Origin of the sequence: Polynucleobacter sp., assembly GCF_018500155.2 — a bacterium.
Lineage (GTDB): Bacteria > Pseudomonadota > Gammaproteobacteria > Burkholderiales > Burkholderiaceae > Polynucleobacter.
Genome location: NZ_JAHBAK020000072.1, coordinates 21,604 through 38,903, shown reverse-complemented (window position 1 = coordinate 38,903; position 17,300 = coordinate 21,604). Strand labels below are relative to the sequence as shown.

Here is a 17,300-nt window from a genome sequence, read left to right as displayed (position 1 = left end):
GGCGGTGGATTCCGCGGTTTCTGCTGGGGTAGATGCTGTTGGCTTTGTTTTTTACCCTCCTAGCGTACGGTCTGTCAGTCCCAATATCGCTGCCCAGCTTATTTCTAGGCTACCAGCCGGGGTCGATGCGGTTGGATTGGTGGTCAATGCCACTGATGAAGAGTTTATGGCTATACGCGCTGCTGCTTCGATCACACTATGGCAGTTTCACGGAGACGAGACCCCCCAGCGTTGCGCCCAATTGGCCCAAGGGGACCCTTGGATAAAGGCGGCCCGCATTGGAGCTGGCTTCGCATTTGACGAATTTTCCCTACAATATAGGGACGCAAACGCTTTCCTACTAGACGCTCTTGTAGAGGGTTATGGTGGTGGGGGCGTTCCTTTTGATTGGCAAGGAATTCCACAGACATGGGTAAGCGAAAACGCGCCTCGGGTCGTTTTGAGTGGTGGATTGAACACGCACAACGTGGGCGAGGCGATTGCTCGTCTGCATCCTTGCGCAGTTGACGTCAGCAGTGGCGTAGAAAGCAGCAGGGGTATTAAAGATCCTGCGCTCATGGCTGATTTTGTGAAAGCAGTGCGCGCAGCTGATGCGAAAGCATCTTCCCAATAATTTGCTGTAGTTAAATCAAAAGAGGTAGCTATGTACGACAAGCCAGATGCACGAGGACATTTCGGTCCTTACGGTGGCGTGTTTGTTTCTGAGACATTGATGTACGCATTAGATGAGCTCAAAGAAGCATATGCAAAATATCAGCACGATCCAGAGTTTATAGAAGAGTTCCATTACGAGCTAAAGCATTTTGTAGGCAGACCTTCGCCGATCTATCATGCAAAACGCTGGAGTGAAATGTTGGGCGGAGCCCAGATTTATCTCAAACGTGAGGACCTTAACCATACTGGTGCACATAAGATCAATAATGTGATTGGCCAGGCAATGTTGGCTAAGCGAATGGGCAAGCCGCGCATTATTGCTGAGACAGGGGCTGGGCAGCATGGTGTAGCAACAGCAACTATTTGCGCACGTTTTGGTTTGGACTGCACTGTATATCAAGGTGCAGTGGATGTTGCGCGCCAAGCGCAGAATGTATTTCGGATGAAGCTTTTGGGTGCAAAAGTGGTTCCTGTTGAGTCGGGAACCAAAACCTTAAAAGATGCATTGAATGAGGCCATGCGCGATTGGGTAACCAACGTCGACAATACTTTTTACATCATTGGTACTGTAGCGGGACCGCATCCATATCCCATGATGGTAAGAGATTTTCAGAGTGTGATTGGTGAAGAGTGTAAGGTTCAAATGCCAGAAATGACAGGCAATCAACCGGATTACGTGCTTGCTTGTGTTGGTGGTGGATCAAACGCGATGGGTATTTTTTATCCCTACATAGACTTACCTAACGTCAAACTCATAGGAGTTGAAGCGGCGGGTCATGGCTTGGGAAGTGGTTTGCATTCAGCAGCCCTCTGCGTTGGAAAGCCAGGGGTATTGCATGGCAACCGAACCTATCTCTTGCAAGATGAGAATGGCCAAATTTCTGAAACCCATTCTGTATCTGCTGGTATGGACTATCCAGGGGTTGGTCCTGAGCATGCCTGGTTAAAAGATTCTGGTCGTGCTGACTATGTTGCCATCACCGACGAAGAAGCGCTGCAGGCCTTCCATGATTGTTGCCGGATTGAAGGCATTATTCCTGCGCTCGAGTCGTCTCACGCTATCGCTCAGGCTTGTAAATTGGCCAAGACCTTGCCAAAGGACAAAACTATTTTGGTCAATCTATCCGGTCGCGGTGATAAGGATATGCATACCGTCGCTCAAGCTACTGGATCTGAAGGTTAAAAGAATAAGAACGTATGTCAAAAATTACTGCACTCTTTAAAGAGCTAAAAGTATCTGGTAAGAAGGGTTTGATTCCTTTTATTACTGCAGGTGATCCAGATCCCTCGATGACTGTAGAACTCATGCACGCATTAGTGCGTGGTGGATCCAGTGTGATTGAGTTGGGCGTACCATTTTCTGATCCAATGGCGGACGGTCCAGTGATACAGCGATCATCTGAACGTGCGCTTACACACGGTGTAACTTTGCACTCTTGCTTGGAGATGGTAAAAGAGTTTCGCAAGAAAGACGCGAACACTCCTATTGTATTGATGGGTTATGCCAATCCAGTAGAGCAAATGGGTGCTGAGCGTTTTGCATCAGAAGCAAAAGCTGCTGGGGTAGATGGTGTATTAGTGGTTGATTACCCGCCAGAAGAATGTGTTGATTTTGCAGCGCGCATGCGTGTTGCGGGCATTGATCCCATTTTCTTATTGGCGCCAACCTCGTCTCACGAGCGCATTAAAGAAGCAGCCAAAATTGCTTCTGGATATATTTATTACGTATCCATGCGGGGGGTTACCGGAGCATCTCATCTCAATACTCAGGATGTGGCCAGTATCATTCCAAAAATTCGTGAGGAAACCGATATTCCGATAGCCGTAGGCTTTGGTATTAGCGATGCCGCCAGTGCAAAAGCTGTCTCAAATAGCGCGGATGCCGTGGTCATTGGTAGTCGCATTATTCGCCTTTTAGAGGATGCGCCCCCAGGCCAGGCAGTACAATCTCTAGAAACCTTCATTCGCGAGATTCGTGACGCATTGGATAGTGAAAACCCATGAGCTGGATTGATAAATTACTTCCTCCCCAAATTCAACACACTGATCCTGCAAATCGCAAATCGGTACCGGAAGGATTGTGGGTAAAGTGTCCTGGATGTGAAACTGTTCTCTACAGTACTGACATTGAAGCGAACCTCTCGGTATGCCCTAAATGTAGTCATCATATGCGCATCGGTGCGCGGCAACGTTTAGAAAATTTGCTTGATGATAAGGGTCGTTATGAAATCGGTGCTGATATTTATCCCACAGACCCACTGAAGTTTAAAGATTCCAAAAAATATCCCGATCGTATTAAAGAGGCGAATGATGTATCCGGCGAAACGGAAGCGCTCATCGCCATGGGTGGAAAAATTGAGAGCATCCCTGTAGTTGCTGCCTGTTTTGAGTTTCAGTATATGGGTGGCTCTATGGGCTCTGTTGTTGGTGAGCGTTTTGCACGAGCAGTACAAGAAGCGATCAATAAAAAATGTGCATTTATTTGTGTTACCGCCACTGGTGGAGCGCGCATGCAAGAGAGTTTGCTGTCATTATTCCAAATGGCAAAGACAAACTCCATGTTGACTTTGTTGTCTAAAAAAGGATTGCCTTACATTAGCGTGCTCACTGACCCAACAATGGGCGGTATTTCAGCCAGTTTTGCCTTTATGGGCGATGTTGTCATGGCTGAACCAAAAGCTTTGATTGGTTTTGCAGGCCCACGTGTTATTGAACAAACTGTTCGCGAAAAATTGCCTGAGGGATTTCAGCGAGCAGAGTTTTTAATGCAAAAGGGCGGTATCGACATGATTGTCGATCGTCGCCAGATGCGCGCTGAAATCGCCCGCTTGCTAGCTTTACTGCAAAAACTTCCAGAGCCTTCCATCTCTGGTAGTGCAGCTGTTTAAGCGCTTGACTACAGCACATCCAACCCCAATTCTTTTTTCAAGCCTAGAGGCTTGGCTCAGTCATCTCGAAACTGCGCATCCTGTCGGAATTGATATGGGGTTGGAGCGCATCAATCGTGTGAAGGCTGCGCTAGATCTGCATTTTGATTGTCCGGTGATTACTGTTGCAGGAACCAACGGTAAAGGCTCAACCTGTGCTTACTTAGAAAGTATCTTGCTGTCTTCTGGATACCGTGTAGGCTGTCACACTTCCCCACATTTACTTACGTTTAATGAGCGCGCTCGCATCAATGGAGAGGAAGTGAGAGATGCATTGTTGCTCGAGCATTTTACGGCGGTTGAAAAAGCGCGTGTGAGCTTAATAAATCCGCCAACGCTGACTTATTTTGAGTTCACTACGTTGGCTATCATGCATTTATTTGCCAAGGCGAATTTGGATGCAGTCATATTGGAAGTAGGCATGGGTGGTCGTTTGGATGCTGTGAATATTGTTGACGCGGATTGTGCGATCGTCACAAGCATTGACATTGATCATGCCGATTTTTTAGGTGGAACGCGTGAGGCAATAGGTTTAGAAAAGGCTGGCATATTTCGCCCCGGTCATATTGCGGTGTGCGGAGATCCTGTGCCACCGAAAACTCTTATTGATTACGCAGAAAAGCTAGGGTGTGATCTTTGGTTACAAGGTCGCGATTACAACTTTCAGGGTGATAAGCAGCAATGGGGATGGGCTGGCAGAGGTAAGCGTTTCAGTGGTTTAGGTTACCCAGCTTTGCGCGGCGCCAATCAAATACTCAATGCCTCGGCTGTTATTGCCGCATTAATGGCATTACATCAGCGCTTACCGGTGAGCGCACAAGATATTCGTAATGGTTTTGCTTTAGTGGAATTGCCGGGTCGATTTCAAGTGCTACCTGGACAACCTACAGTAGTGCTGGATGTTGCCCATAATCCCCATGCCGCTGCAACCTTGGGACAAAGCTTGGATAAGATGGGGTATCACCCATACACTTACGCCATTTTTGGGGCGATGGCGGATAAGGATATAGAAGGGGTGATTAAACCCCTGTTAAATGTTGTCGATTTTTGGTTTTGCACCAATCTTCCCACCCCTAGGGCTGCTTCAGCCCAATTTTTAGCTCAGACCCTAGAATCCATGGGTGTGAAGCCTAAAAATGGGGCGGATGGGGGTATCGAAATCTTTGAAAATCCCGCTTCTGCGTATCAAAAAGCGCTTTCTCAGGCTGGAGAGGGTGATAGAATTGTGACCTTCGGATCCTTCTATACCGTTGCAGGCGTAATGGCTTATCGAAACAACCAGGCGCATTGATCCATGATTCGTTTACCGAGCTTTTTTAAGCGAAAAACACATGCTGATGACCTTGATAGGGGTTCAGTAGGGCGTAATACCGCTAAGCGGACTGCTCCGCGCGCGTTTCAGCGTGCCGCAGAAGCAGAAGAGCTTGCCCTCACCGAAGATCCAGAGCAGCAACGTGCCCGTCATCGCTTGATCGGGGCAGCTGTTTTGGTATTAATTGCGGTTGTAGGTTTGCCACGCATTCTGGATAGCAGGCCCAAAACTGCCCCAAATGACATCGCTGTCAATATCGTCACAAGCTTGCCGATTCCTGGGGCAGAGACAAAGCCCGCTGAAACAAAAGTGGAATCTAAACCAGAAGAAAAATCCAAGACAGAGTCTGAGTCATCTAAGCAAGTTACTGCTGTACCAGCCCCAGCACCTGATGCTAAGTCAGATGTAAAGGCTGAGGTTAAGTCAGCTTCGCCTAATACGCCAGCACCAACCAAAAGTTCTAGTCTAGGTCTAGCTGCAGGTGAGGAGGTAGTTGCTCCACAATCTAACGCAAAGCCAAAAGTAGAAGACCCTAATAAAGCTGCGGCTGTAAATACTCCTCCTGCAAGTTCAGGAAAGTTTGTGATTCAAATTGGCGCTTTTGCTTCTGAGAGTAATGTGAATGCATTGGTGGCTAGGCTCAAGAGTCAGAAAATACCAAGCTATGTTTTAAATAAAGCAGGTACTGACGGTAGCAAAATGTTTTTAGTCCGTGCTGGTCCATATACCGATAAGGATGCAGCAGAAGCGGCCGAGAAGAAAATTAAGGCTATGGGGCTTACTCCCAGAATAGTCGAGACTGGTAAGCAGTAATGGAATATTTATCCACCTTAAAGTTAACGTCGGTGGATTACTTCACCCTAGTTATCCTGCTCATCTCTGGTCTTGTGGGGATCTCACGGGGCTTATTTAAAGAAGTACTTGCGCTTGCCTCCTGGTTCATTGCTGCATGGGTTGCTTACCATTACAGCAACTATCTCTCTACAGAGTGGCTCTCCACTTTTCATTTGGATGAACTTCTTAGTCTTGGTCTAAGTTGGTTAATTTTGTTTATTCTGACTTTGATTGTCTGTAATTTATTTGGCGGGGTTGTGCAAAAGATTATTCTGTCAGCGGGCTTAAGCTTGACGGATCGATTCTTGGGTTTAGTGTTTGGTTTTTTGCGAGGCGGCTTAATTGTGGTGGTGCTTGCTACACTCGCTGCTTTAACTCCTATACCGCAAAGCATGGCATGGAAAAATGCAATTACTAGACCAGCCATCGATGTGGCTACAGGTTTAATTAAAGGCTGGCTCCCAGCAGATTGGGCAAAGCAATTAAGTGATGCTATGCCTAAAGTTACACCGGTTATTCCAACTATTACTCCTAAATTAACAATAGGAATCTAGAGATATGTGCGGCGTCGTCGGAACCGTTTCCCACTCACCAGTTAATCAACTTCTCTATGATGCGTTGTTGCTGTTGCAACACCGCGGTCAGGATGCTGCCGGTATAGCTACCATGAATGGCAATTCATTCACCATGCATAAAGCCAATGGTCTGGTGCGAGATGTTTTTAGGACACGCAATATGCGTAGTCTTGTGGGCAATGCTGGTATCGGTCAAGTGCGCTATCCAACGGCCGGCTCTGCAAGCAGCGAAGAAGAGGCGCAACCTTTTTATGTGAGTGCACCATACGGCATTATTTTGGCTCACAACGGTAATCTCACCAATGCAGCAAGTCTACGTGTAGAAATGGCTTATCGTGATCGTCGTCATATCAACACTAGCTCAGATACAGAAGTATTACTAAACGTTCTCGCAGACGAGTTGCAAAAAGAAACCAATAGCGCCGCTTTAGATGAAAGCGCAATGTTTAATGCTGTGACCGGTGTAGCTAGTCGTGTCAAGGGCTCCTATGCAGTGGTTTCCTTAATTGCAGGCTATGGTTTATTAGCATTTCGTGATCCATTTGGTATTCGCCCTTTATGTATTGGTCGTATTGATACACCACAGGGGCCTGAATGGATGGTGGCTTCGGAATCTGTTGCGCTAGAAGGTCTTGGTTTTACCTTCGTGCGAGATGTGAATCCTGGCGAAGCGATTTATATCGATATAGATGGTAATTTTTATGCACGTCAATGCGTTCCAAACGCTGTGCTTACCCCATGTATTTTTGAATATGTTTACATGGCGCGTCCAGACTCCACAATTGATGGCGTCACTGTCTATAACGTGCGGATGCGTATGGGGGATTACTTAGCGGAGAAGATTCGCAAGGAAACGAATGTTGCAGAAATTGATGTGGTGATGCCGATTCCTGATTCGAGCCGTCCCGCAGCAATGCAGGTAGCAAAGAATTTAGGCGTTGATTATCGCGAAGGCTTCTTTAAGAATCGCTACATTGGTCGTACCTTCATCATGCCAGGTCAAGCGGTTCGTAAAAAGTCTGTCCGCCAAAAACTGAATGCAATGCGTGTTGAATTCAAAGACAAGACTATTCTGATTGTCGATGACTCTATTGTGCGGGGTACAACCTCATTTGAGATCGTGCAGATGGCGCGGGAGTCAGGTGCCAAGAAAGTCATTTTTGCATCGGCTGCCCCTCCAGTGCGCTATCCAAACGTATACGGTATCGATATGCCTACGCGCAGTGAATTGGTTGCCTACGGTCGCACGGATGAAGAAATTAACAAGATGATTGGTGCTGATCAATTGATTTATCAAAGCGTTGAAGATATGAAGCAGGCGGTTAGGGACATTAATCCCAATATTCAAAACTTCGAAGCCTCCTGTTTTGATGGGCATTACATCACGGGTGACATCAACGATTCCTATTTAGATGCACTTGAGGCGCAGCGCAACTCCTCCGCGGCGAAGGCTGATCGTCAGAGGGACTCCAGTGACTTTGCCCGTTCGCAATTGCATCTGCATTTGGCAACTGAAGACTAAAAAGCGACAGGAATTTGCCTCAAGGGAGGCAAATCGGCAATTCAATGTCAAAATAGCGGTATGAAGAGTAAAACTACCCGCAAAAAGCCAGATTTTTCAAAACTCGCACTCGAATCCATCGCGGTTCGTGCTGGCACTCGTCGTACAGCAGAATATCAAGAGCATTCAGAAGCGATGTTCCTTACCTCCAGCTTCTGCTTTGATAGTGCAGAGTTGGCGGCTGACGGTTTCGCTCATGCAGATCAAGGATTTATATATTCTCGCTTTACCAATCCAACGGTAAGTATGTTTCAAGATCGCTTAGCTGCGCTTGAGGGTGGTGAATCATGTATTGCTACGGCCTCTGGTATGTCCGCCATTCTGACAATGGCAATGGCGCATCTGCAGGCAGGAGATCATGTCGTTTGTTCGCGCTCAGTATTTGGTGCAACGATCCAGTTGTTCACCAATATCCTTGGCCGCTTTGGAATTACGACCACTTACGTAGATTTGACCGATACTAAATCATGGCAATCTGCAGTTCAGTCAAACACCAAACTCTTTTATTTAGAGACGCCATCTAATCCACTGACAGAAATTGCTGATATCAAAGCCATCTCTAAAATTGCTAAGAAAGCCGGTGCTTTATTTGCAGTAGACAATTGCTTTTGTACACCTGCATTACAGAAGCCGCTTGCTCTTGGGGCAGACGTGGTAATTCATTCAGCAACCAAATATCTAGATGGACAAGGGCGAGTCGTTGGCGGAGCTATTGTGGGTAGTCATGATTTTGTCATGGGCAAAGTCTTTCCTTATGTGCGAACTGCCGGTCCAACACTTTCTGCATTTAATGCCTGGGTTTTTCTAAAAGGCCTTGAAACACTAGAGTTGCGGATGAAACAGCAAAGCCAGAATGCACTTGCATTGGCGCAATGGTTGGAAAAGCAATCTGGTGTTGAGCGTGTATACCACCCAGGCCTCAAGTCACACCCTCAACACGCATTAGCAATGCGTCAGCAAAAAGAGGGCGGGGCAATTGTGTCTTTTGTCCTTAAGGGAGGAAAGAAGGCTGCCTTTAAATTAATCAATCAAACCAAGCTTTGCTCAATTACAGCAAATCTTGGTGATACCCGTACAACCATTACACATCCCGCAACCACCACCCATTGTCGTGTCAGCGCAGAGGCACGTAAAGCGGCTGGAATTTCAGATGGATTGGTCCGCATTGCTGTTGGACTCGAAAATATCAACGATCTTAAAAATGATTTAGTCGGTGGCCTCAAAAAATAAACAAGTACATATCGATAGCGCAATGAGCTTTAAGGATGCCACTCAGTTTTGGAATGAGCGCTTTGATCAGGAAGAGTTCATCTTTGGGAAAGAGCCCAATGAATACCTGGTTGAAAAAGCACGTCAGCACTTAAAGGTCAACGACAAAGTACTTTGCATTGCAGATGGTGAGGGGCGTAATGGCGTCTGGCTAGCAAAACAAGGCATGCATGTTGTCGGGTTTGATGCTTCAGATATTGCGTTAGCAAAAGCAAAGAAATTTGCGCAAGAGAACCATGTGCAGGTTGATTATTCATTCTCAGATACCGATAGTTTTGATTGGCAAGTAAATGAATACGATGCTGTAGTTGGTATTTTTATTCAGTTCGCAGATCCTGCAATGCGCGAGCGAATTTTTCGCCAAACTTATCAAACGCTTAAGCCAGGCGGTATCTTTATTTTGCAAGGCTACACCCCAAAGCAACTCGAATATAAAACGGGTGGCCCTTCGCTGATTGAGCACCTCTATACCGAGGATTTGATACGCGATTTAGCAAAGGATTTCACCATCCTAGAGTTGACATCCTACGAGAAGGAATTGTCTGAAGGTCCTAGACATACGGGGATGTCGGCTATATTGGGTTTAGTTGCACGCAAATGAATAATTACTTGATGGATGGTAATTATGAAGACGATTGACATCAAGAGCGCTTGGCAGGGCAACAGTGATTGCAATACCTGTTCGATTCGCAGTTCAGTATTATTCGCTGAGTTAAATGAGGATGATTTTTCAAAAATCCATAGCCCGATAGATGATCTCCACTACGAGGCAAATTCTGCGATCTATCATCAGGGGGATTTTGCAGAGTTCCTCTATACCTTACGTGAAGGTTATATCAAGCTTTTGCATCTCAATACGGATGGGTCCAGCAGAATAGTGCGACTGGTGATGCCAGGGGACTTATTTGGAATGGAGGCGTTATTGGGGGATCGCTATACACATTCAGCTAGTGCTTTATCAAACGTTCATCTTTGTCGATTGCCTAAAGCGCTTATTTCTCAGCTGGGAGAGGAGTCCCCACGATTGCATCGTCAAATGGTAAAGAAATGGGGGGAAGCTCTAGCGCAATCCGAGTCTTGGTTTGCTGAGCTCAACACCGGAAGAATTGAAGTAAGACTTGCTCGTTTTTTTCTGAGAGTTGCAAAAATATCCGGTTCGATGGCCATCGCTCCTCTTTTTAAGAGAGAAGATATGGGGCTGATGATGGATGTTAAATTTGAAACAATAAGTAGAGCCTTGGCGTCTATGGCTGAACAAGGCCTTATTTCCAATATTAGTCGTCTCAGTATCCAAATTCCGAACATAGAAAAATTAAAATATTTTTCTCAATTCGGCAATTAGATTGGATCAAATAAAAAAGACTGCCGCAGCAGTCTTTTGAATACCGGATTTCGGTAAAAAATTTTTTGATTATGCCTTTTTGGCGTATGCAGAGCACCAACCTTTACCCGCCACTTTTTTCGTTCCAAATAAAGAGCATCCACCAGTAGCATCGCCAACCTTGCCTTGGAATAGTGCGCAGTTATCACATTCTTGTCCAGCGGCATATTTTGGATACTTTGCTTTATCTACTTTTGAGGCATCAGCTTTGTAGCCCAATGCAGCAGCTTGAGGATCGGTTTCGGCAACCATTGCTTGAGCCTGTACTTTGCCGTTTAAGGCTAAAGTGCAAGCGCCTGCAGCTGACAAAATCATGAATTGGCGACGACTATTTTTCATTTGAACTCCAAAATTAAGTATAAAAAGCGGTAATTACTTCCTAGGGTGCATATTAAAGATGATAACTACACCAACAATAGGGGTTTATATGTATTAAGTTTTACTGCGTATGCAGTCACACTGCTGTTTTATGCATAAATGCGTATATAAGCATTTAAATCATAACTTTCATATCAAAATATCTCCAAGGAATTTATGAATAAATTATTAGCGTTTGGTCTCATGTTGTTTTCAGGTCTTGTCGTTGCGCAAACTCCAGCACCCGAATTGCTGCAAATCATCGATAAGTCCACTAAATATGTTGTGAATACACCTAAAGGCCCCATTGAAATTACGCGCGTGATGACTCCATGTGCCAAAAATAAGGGCTGGTTGCAGCCATTGATTCCAATTAAAGGCGTTGTCCCTGTAGATGAAATTGATGTTTTAAACGCACTAAACGATAAAGATTCAATCGTAGTCGATATGCGTGTTGTTGATGATCGAGTGAAAGGCACTATACCGGGTTCAATTGGTATTCCCTACACTGAAGTTGCCATGCGTATGGATGAGTTAGGTTGCAAGAAGCCTGCTGCGGGTTCTACTCAATGGGATTGTTCTAAAGCGAAAAAAGTTTATGCATTTTGCAATGGCCCAGTATGTCCGCAAAGTCCGATGGCTATGGCAGCAATGACGCGCGATGGATTTCCTGCAACAAAGATCTATTACTATCGCGGCGGTATGTTGGATTGGGATGCGTTGGGTTTGACTACTGTTAAGGGTGAGTTCTAATTCGTTAGCTATTTAACTTCTTAAAGTGAAAAGGGAGCTAATGCTCCCTTTTTTGATGCTTGTTAGCTTGTTGTTCAAGCGCCTTTATCTAAAACAGGTTTCAAGCGTTTCATATTCTCAAATAATGGCTGAAATGGGCCATACTTGTGTTGTTCAGCAGGCGCTCCATCCACGTAAGGGGGGAATGCTGCATCCACGGGCTTATTCCAGCGCGCTGGAAAATCTTTATCAAGATTTGCCTTTATTGGCCGCGGTTTACTAAGGATGTAACCAGCGACATCATATGACTGATCGTCCGTTAGCTGGGCTTGGCCATGTGATGCACCAAGAGGCATATTAGTTTTGATAAATGATGCGGCTGTTAAGAGGCGGTTCATGCCAGCCCCATTATTAAATGTATCTTTTCCCCATAGCGGTGGGAATGTATATCCTTTGGCCTCTCCTGGCTTGCCATTTCGTAATCCAGCACCATCTTGGCCATGGCAGACTGCACATTTTTCTGCGTAGACTTTCTCACCCGCAACAATATCTGATGCCCGATCTGGCGGGGTAAATTTCGGAAGCCCTTGACCTTCAACGCTACTTCCTACTGGAACCCCTTTAGATAAGAAATGAATATATGTTGCAAAGGCCTTCATTTCTTTTCCATCAAATAGAAGGGCCTTGCCATTCATGCTGCGCTCCATACAGCCGTTTACGCGCTCTTCGATCGTGCTAACCTCGTTTTCGCGCCCTCTATATTGAGGAAATGTGGCCTGCGCTCCGACCCAAGGCATGGCGAATTTTTTGGTTGCCGCTTCTTGATGGCAATTGGTGCAGGCAAGATTATTACCTGCGTAGCGCATTTTTTTATCTGCAACTTCTGGTCCAATGACCTCATAGGTTTTTTCAGATAAATGTTTCCCGTAGCGCACAAGACGACCATAGTGGTCATTTGGAAGGCTATCAACGTCATATTTTTTGCTGACTTCCTCTGATTGTGCTGCTGCCAAAAGAGGGGCCGATAGAGCTGCGATTAAAAGCGTTTGAAATTTCATTGCAATCCTAAAAAAGATGTATCACCAGAAACATTCTAGAGACAGTGTTTTTTAGGTTCATGATCTAAATCAAAGATGGAGAGCCCCTTTGACTTAGATCAATTTCATTATTGAATCCCTTGTTAAGACTCTTGACTTTAATAATTTTTAATATATTATATAAATAGATATATTATTAGCATCTTAACTGAGGTCGATGAATGGAAATCAAAAAAGAGCAAAGTAAGCCGGCTCCTTATATGAATCCTCTCTTAGCGGGAATTCTGCTTGGTATTGTGTTGTTGGCTACATTTGTAGTTACGGGGCATGGGTTGGGCGCAACGGGTTTTACGACTCGTTTAACCGCATGGATAGGAATGCATGTTGCACCTATTGCCACCAATGCAAATGATTATCTTGGTGGCATGGTGGAGGAGGGCAAGCCATTAGAGGCATGGATTACCTGGCAGGTAATTGGAGTTGCTCTGGGGGCTTTAATTTCAGCCTACTTGGCCAAGAGAGTCCATTTTCAAATGGATGGAAGAAAGTATTTAGGCGGGGCTAAGCGACCTTTGACTGCTTTGCTTGGAGGAATTCTGGCTGGTTTCGGTGCGCGGATTGCTGCTGGCTGTACTAGTGGTTTGGGACTATCTGGTGCCGCGGTTCTCAGTTTGGCTGGATTCACTTTTCTCGGCACATTTTTTGCGGTCGGTCTATTAGCTAGCCGCCTGTTAAAAGAGGAGAAATAATATGAGCGATATTCTCTCTGGACTTATCTTGGGGGCTTCATTTGGTTTTGTTTTGGAACGAGCAGGATTTGGCAATCCAAATAAATTGACCGGCCAATTTCGTTTATCAGACTGGTCTGTATTCAAGGTGATGTTTACTGCGATTGTCTTTGCCGCAGTAGGACTTTTAATTCTTGAGTACTTTGGAGTTGTTCAGGCGGAAAGTCTTTTTGTGCCTCCGGCATTTCTGGGGGCTGCAGCGCTCGGTGGTGCATTTGTTGGCGCAGGTTTTGCTATTGGAGGCTATTGTCCAGGTACCTCAGTAGTTGGATTCATGTCGGGTCGCATCGATGCAGCAATTTTCTTAATCGGTTTATTGTTGGGAACAATCCTTTTTGCAGCGATTTATCCAAGCGTTGAATTCTTGACGCTACTTGGTGAATACGGCGCCGCAGATACCTTGGGTGATGCATTTCACATTTCAAGCCTATCGATTGATATTGGCTTGGTTGTTGCTGCGATTGGTGTATTTGTTTTGGGATCGTGGATGGAAAAGAAATCCAAAGGTCCTGTTGGCTCACAAGTTTAACTTTTGAAAAGGATATCTATGTCAAAAAAATCTACAGTTGCTGCATTAGCTCTGGCTCTAGCAGGATTGTCTGCAGCCCCATTGGCTCAGTCTGCTGAAACTCCTGTCAATCCAACCAGTGCTGAGCAAAAAAACCCTTGCGGTCCAAAAAAGGAGTCAGCAAATCCGTGCGGCCCTGCGAAGAAAAAAGCTGCAAATCCATGCGGCCCTAAAAAGCGTAAGGCTGCGGAGTAGCTCTAAATGTTGACTCAATCCAATCAATGGCTAGCTGCTCAAGAGTTGGCAAGCATTCAGATGAGGTATGCCGAAACTGGGCGCACTCTGAATGAGGCGGTTTTGTGCGGCGCCAAAGATTTTATTGAATGGCAGCATTATCCTAACAATGACTTATTAGATGAGCGCACTGGATATGAATTTTATTACCACGCTCATTCTGCTGATGAAATGCTACCAGGCGAACATGGTCATTTTCATGTCACTAAACGCAACAAGGATAGCTTTCATCACCTCTTAGGCATTGCATTAGATCAAAAGGGATTGCCGGTTCGACTCTTTACCACTAATCAATGGGTTACTGGTGAAGAGATTGTTGATGCAAGAGAAGTCTTGCAGTCGGTTAAAAACTTTGAAATGACGGTGATGGGGCGTTTAGCCCCCATCAGTAAGTGGATTGGTGCTTTGATGAGCTTATTTTATCCAGAAATTGAGGCGCTGCTTTTGGAGCGTGATAAGAGAATTCTTGAGCTAATGGAAAGCACAGGCAGTAAAGATCTAGCATTAAATTCTAGATCGCATCATGTGCTAACTGAATGCGGAATTGATTTGATTGCTCGTCTTTCAGAAAATTTATTAGCTGTAAATTCATAAAGGGGTAAGTATGAAAAAGATTCAATGGTCATTAGCCTTCGTGTTATCAGGTTTGGTAGGCTTAGTGCAGGCCGTGACATTACCAGGTCCTGTGGTTAGTGCTGACTGGCTCGCTGCCAATCAATCAGAGGTACAAATTCTTGAGGTCAGGGGTGATGTTGCTAGCTATGTGCGTAGCCCTGAATTTGAGGTTGACAAGAAAACCGGCAAGAAGATTCTTGTTGAAGTTGGTGGCCATATCGCTGACTCTACATTGCTAGACTTTAAAAAAGTTAGAGCTGATCGAATGATTGATGGAAAAAAGATCAAATATCTGATTCCAGAAAAGAGTGATTTTGAAAAAATTATTCAATCCGTAGGATTAAATTCCGATAAGCCAATCATTCTTGTTCCTGTTGGGTTGGATATTTCTGATGTAGACGAGGCATTAAGAGCTTATTGGCAATTTAAGGTTTACGGGGAAGACAATATTGCTGTTTTGGATGGCGGAATGGCTGGTTGGCTTTCTGAAGGTCGCGATTTTGTTGTTACTCCATCGACTAAGAGCGGTGGGAATTGGGTTGCCAAGGGTGAGCGTAAAGAATTGATTGCTAGCTCAGATCAGGTCGCTGCGGCATCAAAGAACGGTAAAGTCAGTTTGATAGATGCTCGACAACCAGCGCAGTTTTATGGTCTTACCAAGCGTGATTATGTTGGCGCATATGGCCATATAGCAGGGGCAAAAGAATTGGCTCCTGAGTTATTGGCTAAGACGTCTAAGGGCGCGCTGTACTTTTGGGACAAAAATACTTACAACGCCCTGTTGTCGGCTAACGGCATTAATCCAAAGTCACCAGCTATTAGTTATTGCAATAGCGGCCACTTGGCAGCCGGCGGCTGGTTCGTGATGTCAGAATTAGTAGGAAATAAGTCAACTAAGTTGTATGACGGCTCGCTTTACCTATGGACTCTAGAGGGTCGACCCTTGGTGGGCGTGCCTTTAAATTAAGGAGCAAGACATGCCGGCTGTGAAAGACAAAATTAATTTAGAGCAGATGTATTCATCTGCAGATGATGCCTGCAGGCTCATGAAAGTGCTCGCAAATCGTGACCGCATGATGTTGTTATGCCAAATCAGCCAAAGGGAGATGTGTGTTGGCGAACTTGAAGAGTCATTAGATATACATCAACCAACTTTGTCTCAGCAGCTGACTGTTCTTAGGAATGAAGAGCTGGTTGAAACTCGTAGAGAGGGTAAGCAAATTTATTACTCACTTTCAAACAGGGTAGTTTTAGATGTTATGAAAGTGCTTTATCAGAATTATTGTGGTCATTAAAAAGGAGTTTTATTATGAAATGCAATGTTGGCGGTGTTGATCGTATGTTACGTATGTTGGTTGGAGTAGTGCTGATTGGATTGGCTGCAACTGGATCTATTGGTGTTTGGGGTTGGATTGGAGTGGTTCCACTTGCGACGGGTTTATTTAGATTTTGCCCAGCCTATCCAGTTTTAGGTATTAATACTTGTGGTAATGATTCATCATGTGGCGGCGGCGGTTGCTGCAAGTAATTTAAATAAACAAGGCAATACAGAGCAGGGCGGCATATAGATGGACGCTCACTATGTTGTGAATAATTAGCGTTTTTAATTTTTCTCTTGATAGTGCAGCGTCATTTATTTGCCTAGCGCATCTTAGAAATGCTGGCATCAATACCGCTGTAATGAGACTGATTTTGGGTGCAGAAAAATAAAAAACTGCGCTTAATTGACTCAGATAAGCAGCCAACCAAATGCAGGTATACCAATACTGAAGACCTTTTTTGGAGTACCTTGTGGCTAGGGTAAGCTTATTTGCAGTCAAATCTGCACGTATATCCGGAATTTGATTTATGAGCAGTATGTTCGATACCATAAGGCCATATGCAAGCCCCAATAGGATTGCTTCCATTTCAAATTGATGGGTTTCTAGCGCTGCAAAACCAATGACAATTAATGACCACGCTATAGCAATCGCAATTTCCCCAAAAATTCCTTTTGACATGAGCTCTAAGGGTGGTGCCGAGTATGCCCAGCCAATAAAAATCCCCATGAGTCCAATGGGCATCAATAACCAAGTGGTTTCATAGCAAACATATAAGCCAATTGAGATGCAAATGAGTGCTAAGACTGCAGCAAAATAAAAAATTGACTGGGGGCTAAGAGTCTGATTCTGAATGAAACGACTGCCCCCTGTAAACGGACCAATACGATCTATATTCAATGCATCGCTGCCATTGATGTGATCAAAATAATCGTTCATCACATTTGCGGCAGCGTGAACTGTAATTGCTACCATGATAGATAAGGCCTGAATATGCCAAGATGCTTGATGAGAATCGGGCGATGCAGTGCCAATCAAGCAACCCAAGATGGTGATTAGTAAAAACGATGGACGTGTTGCTTGAAATAGATTTTTAATTATGACCATATGGGTTGGTTCCGAAAAACCAAGTTTATG

The 17,300-nt window shown here is 45.0% G+C and carries 22 protein-coding genes; 19 read left to right on the top strand and 3 right to left on the bottom strand.

Translation table 11 applies throughout. From position 1 onward, the window contains the following. Positions 1 to 4: 4 nt before the first annotated feature. From KIH43_RS08470 to KIH43_RS08420, 11 genes are read left to right on the top strand one after another with little or no spacing between them, the layout of a single operon-like run. A complete protein-coding gene (locus tag KIH43_RS08470; RefSeq protein ID WP_297719729.1) occupies positions 5 to 613 on the top strand; it encodes a phosphoribosylanthranilate isomerase in 609 nt (202 codons plus the stop codon). A gap of 30 nt (positions 614 to 643) precedes the next feature. Next, on the top strand, positions 644 to 1,837 hold the full coding sequence (gene trpB / locus KIH43_RS08465; protein ID WP_296968533.1) for a tryptophan synthase subunit beta: 1,194 nt from the start codon (positions 644 to 646) through the stop codon (positions 1,835 to 1,837). A 14-nt stretch (positions 1,838 to 1,851) separates the two neighbouring features. Next, positions 1,852 to 2,658 (top strand): tryptophan synthase subunit alpha, encoded by an 807-nt coding sequence (gene trpA / locus KIH43_RS08460; RefSeq protein WP_297719721.1) that lies wholly within the window; start codon positions 1,852 to 1,854, stop codon positions 2,656 to 2,658. Next, positions 2,655 to 3,542: an acetyl-CoA carboxylase, carboxyltransferase subunit beta gene (gene accD, locus KIH43_RS08455; RefSeq protein WP_297719718.1), complete on the top strand. Its 888-nt coding sequence runs from the start codon at positions 2,655 to 2,657 to the stop codon at positions 3,540 to 3,542. The genes trpA and accD overlap by 4 nt, the downstream gene beginning before the upstream one ends. 4 nt (positions 3,543 to 3,546) lie before the next feature. Continuing rightward, positions 3,547 to 4,872 carry a bifunctional tetrahydrofolate synthase/dihydrofolate synthase gene (gene folC / locus KIH43_RS08450; protein ID WP_297719715.1) on the top strand — a complete coding sequence of 442 codons (1,326 nt, stop codon included), beginning with the start codon at positions 3,547 to 3,549 and terminating at the stop codon, positions 4,870 to 4,872. Positions 4,873 to 4,875: 3 nt separating this feature from the next. Next, entirely contained in the window at positions 4,876 to 5,706 is an 831-nt protein-coding gene (locus tag KIH43_RS08445) for an SPOR domain-containing protein (RefSeq protein ID WP_297719712.1), read from the top strand. Further along, positions 5,706 to 6,281 (top strand): CvpA family protein, encoded by a 576-nt coding sequence (locus KIH43_RS08440; protein WP_296968542.1) that lies wholly within the window; start codon positions 5,706 to 5,708, stop codon positions 6,279 to 6,281. The genes KIH43_RS08445 and KIH43_RS08440 overlap by 1 nt, the downstream gene beginning before the upstream one ends. Positions 6,282 to 6,285: 4 nt before the next feature. Next, positions 6,286 to 7,824 carry an amidophosphoribosyltransferase gene (gene purF, locus KIH43_RS08435; RefSeq protein WP_296968544.1) on the top strand — a complete coding sequence of 513 codons (1,539 nt, stop codon included), beginning with the start codon at positions 6,286 to 6,288 and terminating at the stop codon, positions 7,822 to 7,824. A 60-nt stretch (positions 7,825 to 7,884) separates the two neighbouring features. Then, positions 7,885 to 9,093, top strand: coding sequence for an O-succinylhomoserine sulfhydrylase (locus KIH43_RS08430; RefSeq protein ID WP_297719708.1), 1,209 nt, complete (start codon positions 7,885 to 7,887; stop codon positions 9,091 to 9,093). Further along, the gene (locus KIH43_RS08425; protein WP_297719706.1) at positions 9,077 to 9,733 is read left to right on the top strand and encodes a class I SAM-dependent methyltransferase; all 657 of its coding nucleotides are present in this window, start codon (positions 9,077 to 9,079) and stop codon (positions 9,731 to 9,733) included. The genes KIH43_RS08430 and KIH43_RS08425 overlap by 17 nt, the downstream gene beginning before the upstream one ends. Before the next feature lie 24 nt (positions 9,734 to 9,757). After that, positions 9,758 to 10,474, top strand: a complete 717-nt coding sequence (locus KIH43_RS08420) for a Crp/Fnr family transcriptional regulator (RefSeq protein WP_296968551.1) — start codon at positions 9,758 to 9,760, stop codon at positions 10,472 to 10,474. 69 nt (positions 10,475 to 10,543) lie between these two features. On the opposite strand, the gene KIH43_RS08415 is transcribed toward KIH43_RS08420, so the two are convergent. Continuing rightward, on the bottom strand, positions 10,544 to 10,852 hold the full coding sequence (locus KIH43_RS08415) for a high-potential iron-sulfur protein (protein ID WP_296968553.1): 309 nt from the start codon (positions 10,850 to 10,852) through the stop codon (positions 10,544 to 10,546). Between the two features lie 195 nt (positions 10,853 to 11,047). On the opposite strand from KIH43_RS08415, the gene KIH43_RS08410 reads away from it, so the two are divergent. Beyond that, positions 11,048 to 11,623, top strand: a complete 576-nt coding sequence (locus KIH43_RS08410; protein WP_296968555.1) for a rhodanese-like domain-containing protein — start codon at positions 11,048 to 11,050, stop codon at positions 11,621 to 11,623. Positions 11,624 to 11,697: 74 nt separating this feature from the next. Here the strand turns inward: KIH43_RS08410 and KIH43_RS08405 are convergent, their stop codons facing one another. Next, positions 11,698 to 12,660, bottom strand: coding sequence for a c-type cytochrome (locus KIH43_RS08405; RefSeq protein ID WP_297719702.1), 963 nt, complete (start codon positions 12,658 to 12,660; stop codon positions 11,698 to 11,700). Positions 12,661 to 12,860: 200 nt separating this feature from the next. Between KIH43_RS08405 and KIH43_RS08400 the strand changes: the two genes are divergently transcribed. The 7 genes from KIH43_RS08400 to KIH43_RS08370 are packed head-to-tail and all read left to right on the top strand — an operon-like array spanning position 12,861 to position 16,372. Continuing rightward, positions 12,861 to 13,388, top strand: coding sequence for a YeeE/YedE thiosulfate transporter family protein (locus tag KIH43_RS08400; protein WP_297719699.1), 528 nt, complete (start codon positions 12,861 to 12,863; stop codon positions 13,386 to 13,388). 1 nt (position 13,389) lies between these two features. Beyond that, a complete protein-coding gene (locus KIH43_RS08395) occupies positions 13,390 to 13,956 on the top strand; it encodes a YeeE/YedE thiosulfate transporter family protein (protein WP_297719696.1) in 567 nt (188 codons plus the stop codon). 18 nt (positions 13,957 to 13,974) lie between these two features. Continuing rightward, positions 13,975 to 14,190 carry a hypothetical protein gene (locus KIH43_RS08390; protein WP_297719694.1) on the top strand — a complete coding sequence of 72 codons (216 nt, stop codon included), beginning with the start codon at positions 13,975 to 13,977 and terminating at the stop codon, positions 14,188 to 14,190. Positions 14,191 to 14,196: 6 nt separating this feature from the next. Further along, the gene (locus tag KIH43_RS08385) at positions 14,197 to 14,823 is read left to right on the top strand and encodes a hypothetical protein (protein ID WP_297719691.1); all 627 of its coding nucleotides are present in this window, start codon (positions 14,197 to 14,199) and stop codon (positions 14,821 to 14,823) included. Between the two features lie 10 nt (positions 14,824 to 14,833). Further along, complete coding sequence (locus KIH43_RS08380) at positions 14,834 to 15,811, top strand: rhodanese-like domain-containing protein (protein WP_297719688.1); 978 nt, start codon at positions 14,834 to 14,836, stop codon at positions 15,809 to 15,811. Between the two features lie 10 nt (positions 15,812 to 15,821). Then, positions 15,822 to 16,139, top strand: coding sequence for a metalloregulator ArsR/SmtB family transcription factor (locus KIH43_RS08375; protein WP_296968568.1), 318 nt, complete (start codon positions 15,822 to 15,824; stop codon positions 16,137 to 16,139). Positions 16,140 to 16,153: 14 nt separating this feature from the next. Then, positions 16,154 to 16,372 (top strand): DUF2892 domain-containing protein, encoded by a 219-nt coding sequence (locus tag KIH43_RS08370; RefSeq protein ID WP_296968570.1) that lies wholly within the window; start codon positions 16,154 to 16,156, stop codon positions 16,370 to 16,372. A 1-nt stretch (position 16,373) separates the two neighbouring features. Here the strand turns inward: KIH43_RS08370 and KIH43_RS08365 are convergent, their stop codons facing one another. Beyond that, positions 16,374 to 17,270, bottom strand: a complete 897-nt coding sequence (locus KIH43_RS08365) for a prenyltransferase (RefSeq protein ID WP_297719684.1) — start codon at positions 17,268 to 17,270, stop codon at positions 16,374 to 16,376. Between the last annotated feature and the right edge of the window lie 30 nt (positions 17,271 to 17,300).

Bases quoted from the DNA above. Each gene is read 5' to 3' on its own strand.
- KIH43_RS08440 (WP_296968542.1), top strand. From the start codon at position 5,706: ATGGAATATTTATCCACCTTAAAGTTAACGTCGGTGGATTACTTCACC.
- KIH43_RS08375 (WP_296968568.1), top strand. From the start codon at position 15,822: ATGCCGGCTGTGAAAGACAAAATTAATTTAGAGCAGATGTATTCATCT.
- KIH43_RS08415 (WP_296968553.1), bottom strand. From the start codon at position 10,852: ATGAAAAATAGTCGTCGCCAATTCATGATTTTGTCAGCTGCAGGCGCT.
- trpA (WP_297719721.1), top strand. From the start codon at position 1,852: ATGTCAAAAATTACTGCACTCTTTAAAGAGCTAAAAGTATCTGGTAAG.
- KIH43_RS08405 (WP_297719702.1), bottom strand. From the start codon at position 12,660: ATGAAATTTCAAACGCTTTTAATCGCAGCTCTATCGGCCCCTCTTTTG.
- KIH43_RS08365 (WP_297719684.1), bottom strand. From the start codon at position 17,270: ATGGTCATAATTAAAAATCTATTTCAAGCAACACGTCCATCGTTTTTA.
- KIH43_RS08420 (WP_296968551.1), top strand. From the start codon at position 9,758: ATGAAGACGATTGACATCAAGAGCGCTTGGCAGGGCAACAGTGATTGC.
- KIH43_RS08385 (WP_297719691.1), top strand. From the start codon at position 14,197: ATGTTGACTCAATCCAATCAATGGCTAGCTGCTCAAGAGTTGGCAAGC.
- trpB (WP_296968533.1), top strand. From the start codon at position 644: ATGTACGACAAGCCAGATGCACGAGGACATTTCGGTCCTTACGGTGGC.
- purF (WP_296968544.1), top strand. From the start codon at position 6,286: ATGTGCGGCGTCGTCGGAACCGTTTCCCACTCACCAGTTAATCAACTT.
- KIH43_RS08370 (WP_296968570.1), top strand. From the start codon at position 16,154: ATGAAATGCAATGTTGGCGGTGTTGATCGTATGTTACGTATGTTGGTT.
- accD (WP_297719718.1), top strand. From the start codon at position 2,655: ATGAGCTGGATTGATAAATTACTTCCTCCCCAAATTCAACACACTGAT.
- KIH43_RS08380 (WP_297719688.1), top strand. From the start codon at position 14,834: ATGAAAAAGATTCAATGGTCATTAGCCTTCGTGTTATCAGGTTTGGTA.
- KIH43_RS08430 (WP_297719708.1), top strand. From the start codon at position 7,885: ATGAAGAGTAAAACTACCCGCAAAAAGCCAGATTTTTCAAAACTCGCA.
- KIH43_RS08410 (WP_296968555.1), top strand. From the start codon at position 11,048: ATGAATAAATTATTAGCGTTTGGTCTCATGTTGTTTTCAGGTCTTGTC.
- KIH43_RS08390 (WP_297719694.1), top strand. From the start codon at position 13,975: ATGTCAAAAAAATCTACAGTTGCTGCATTAGCTCTGGCTCTAGCAGGA.
- KIH43_RS08445 (WP_297719712.1), top strand. From the start codon at position 4,876: ATGATTCGTTTACCGAGCTTTTTTAAGCGAAAAACACATGCTGATGAC.
- KIH43_RS08400 (WP_297719699.1), top strand. From the start codon at position 12,861: ATGGAAATCAAAAAAGAGCAAAGTAAGCCGGCTCCTTATATGAATCCT.
- KIH43_RS08395 (WP_297719696.1), top strand. From the start codon at position 13,390: ATGAGCGATATTCTCTCTGGACTTATCTTGGGGGCTTCATTTGGTTTT.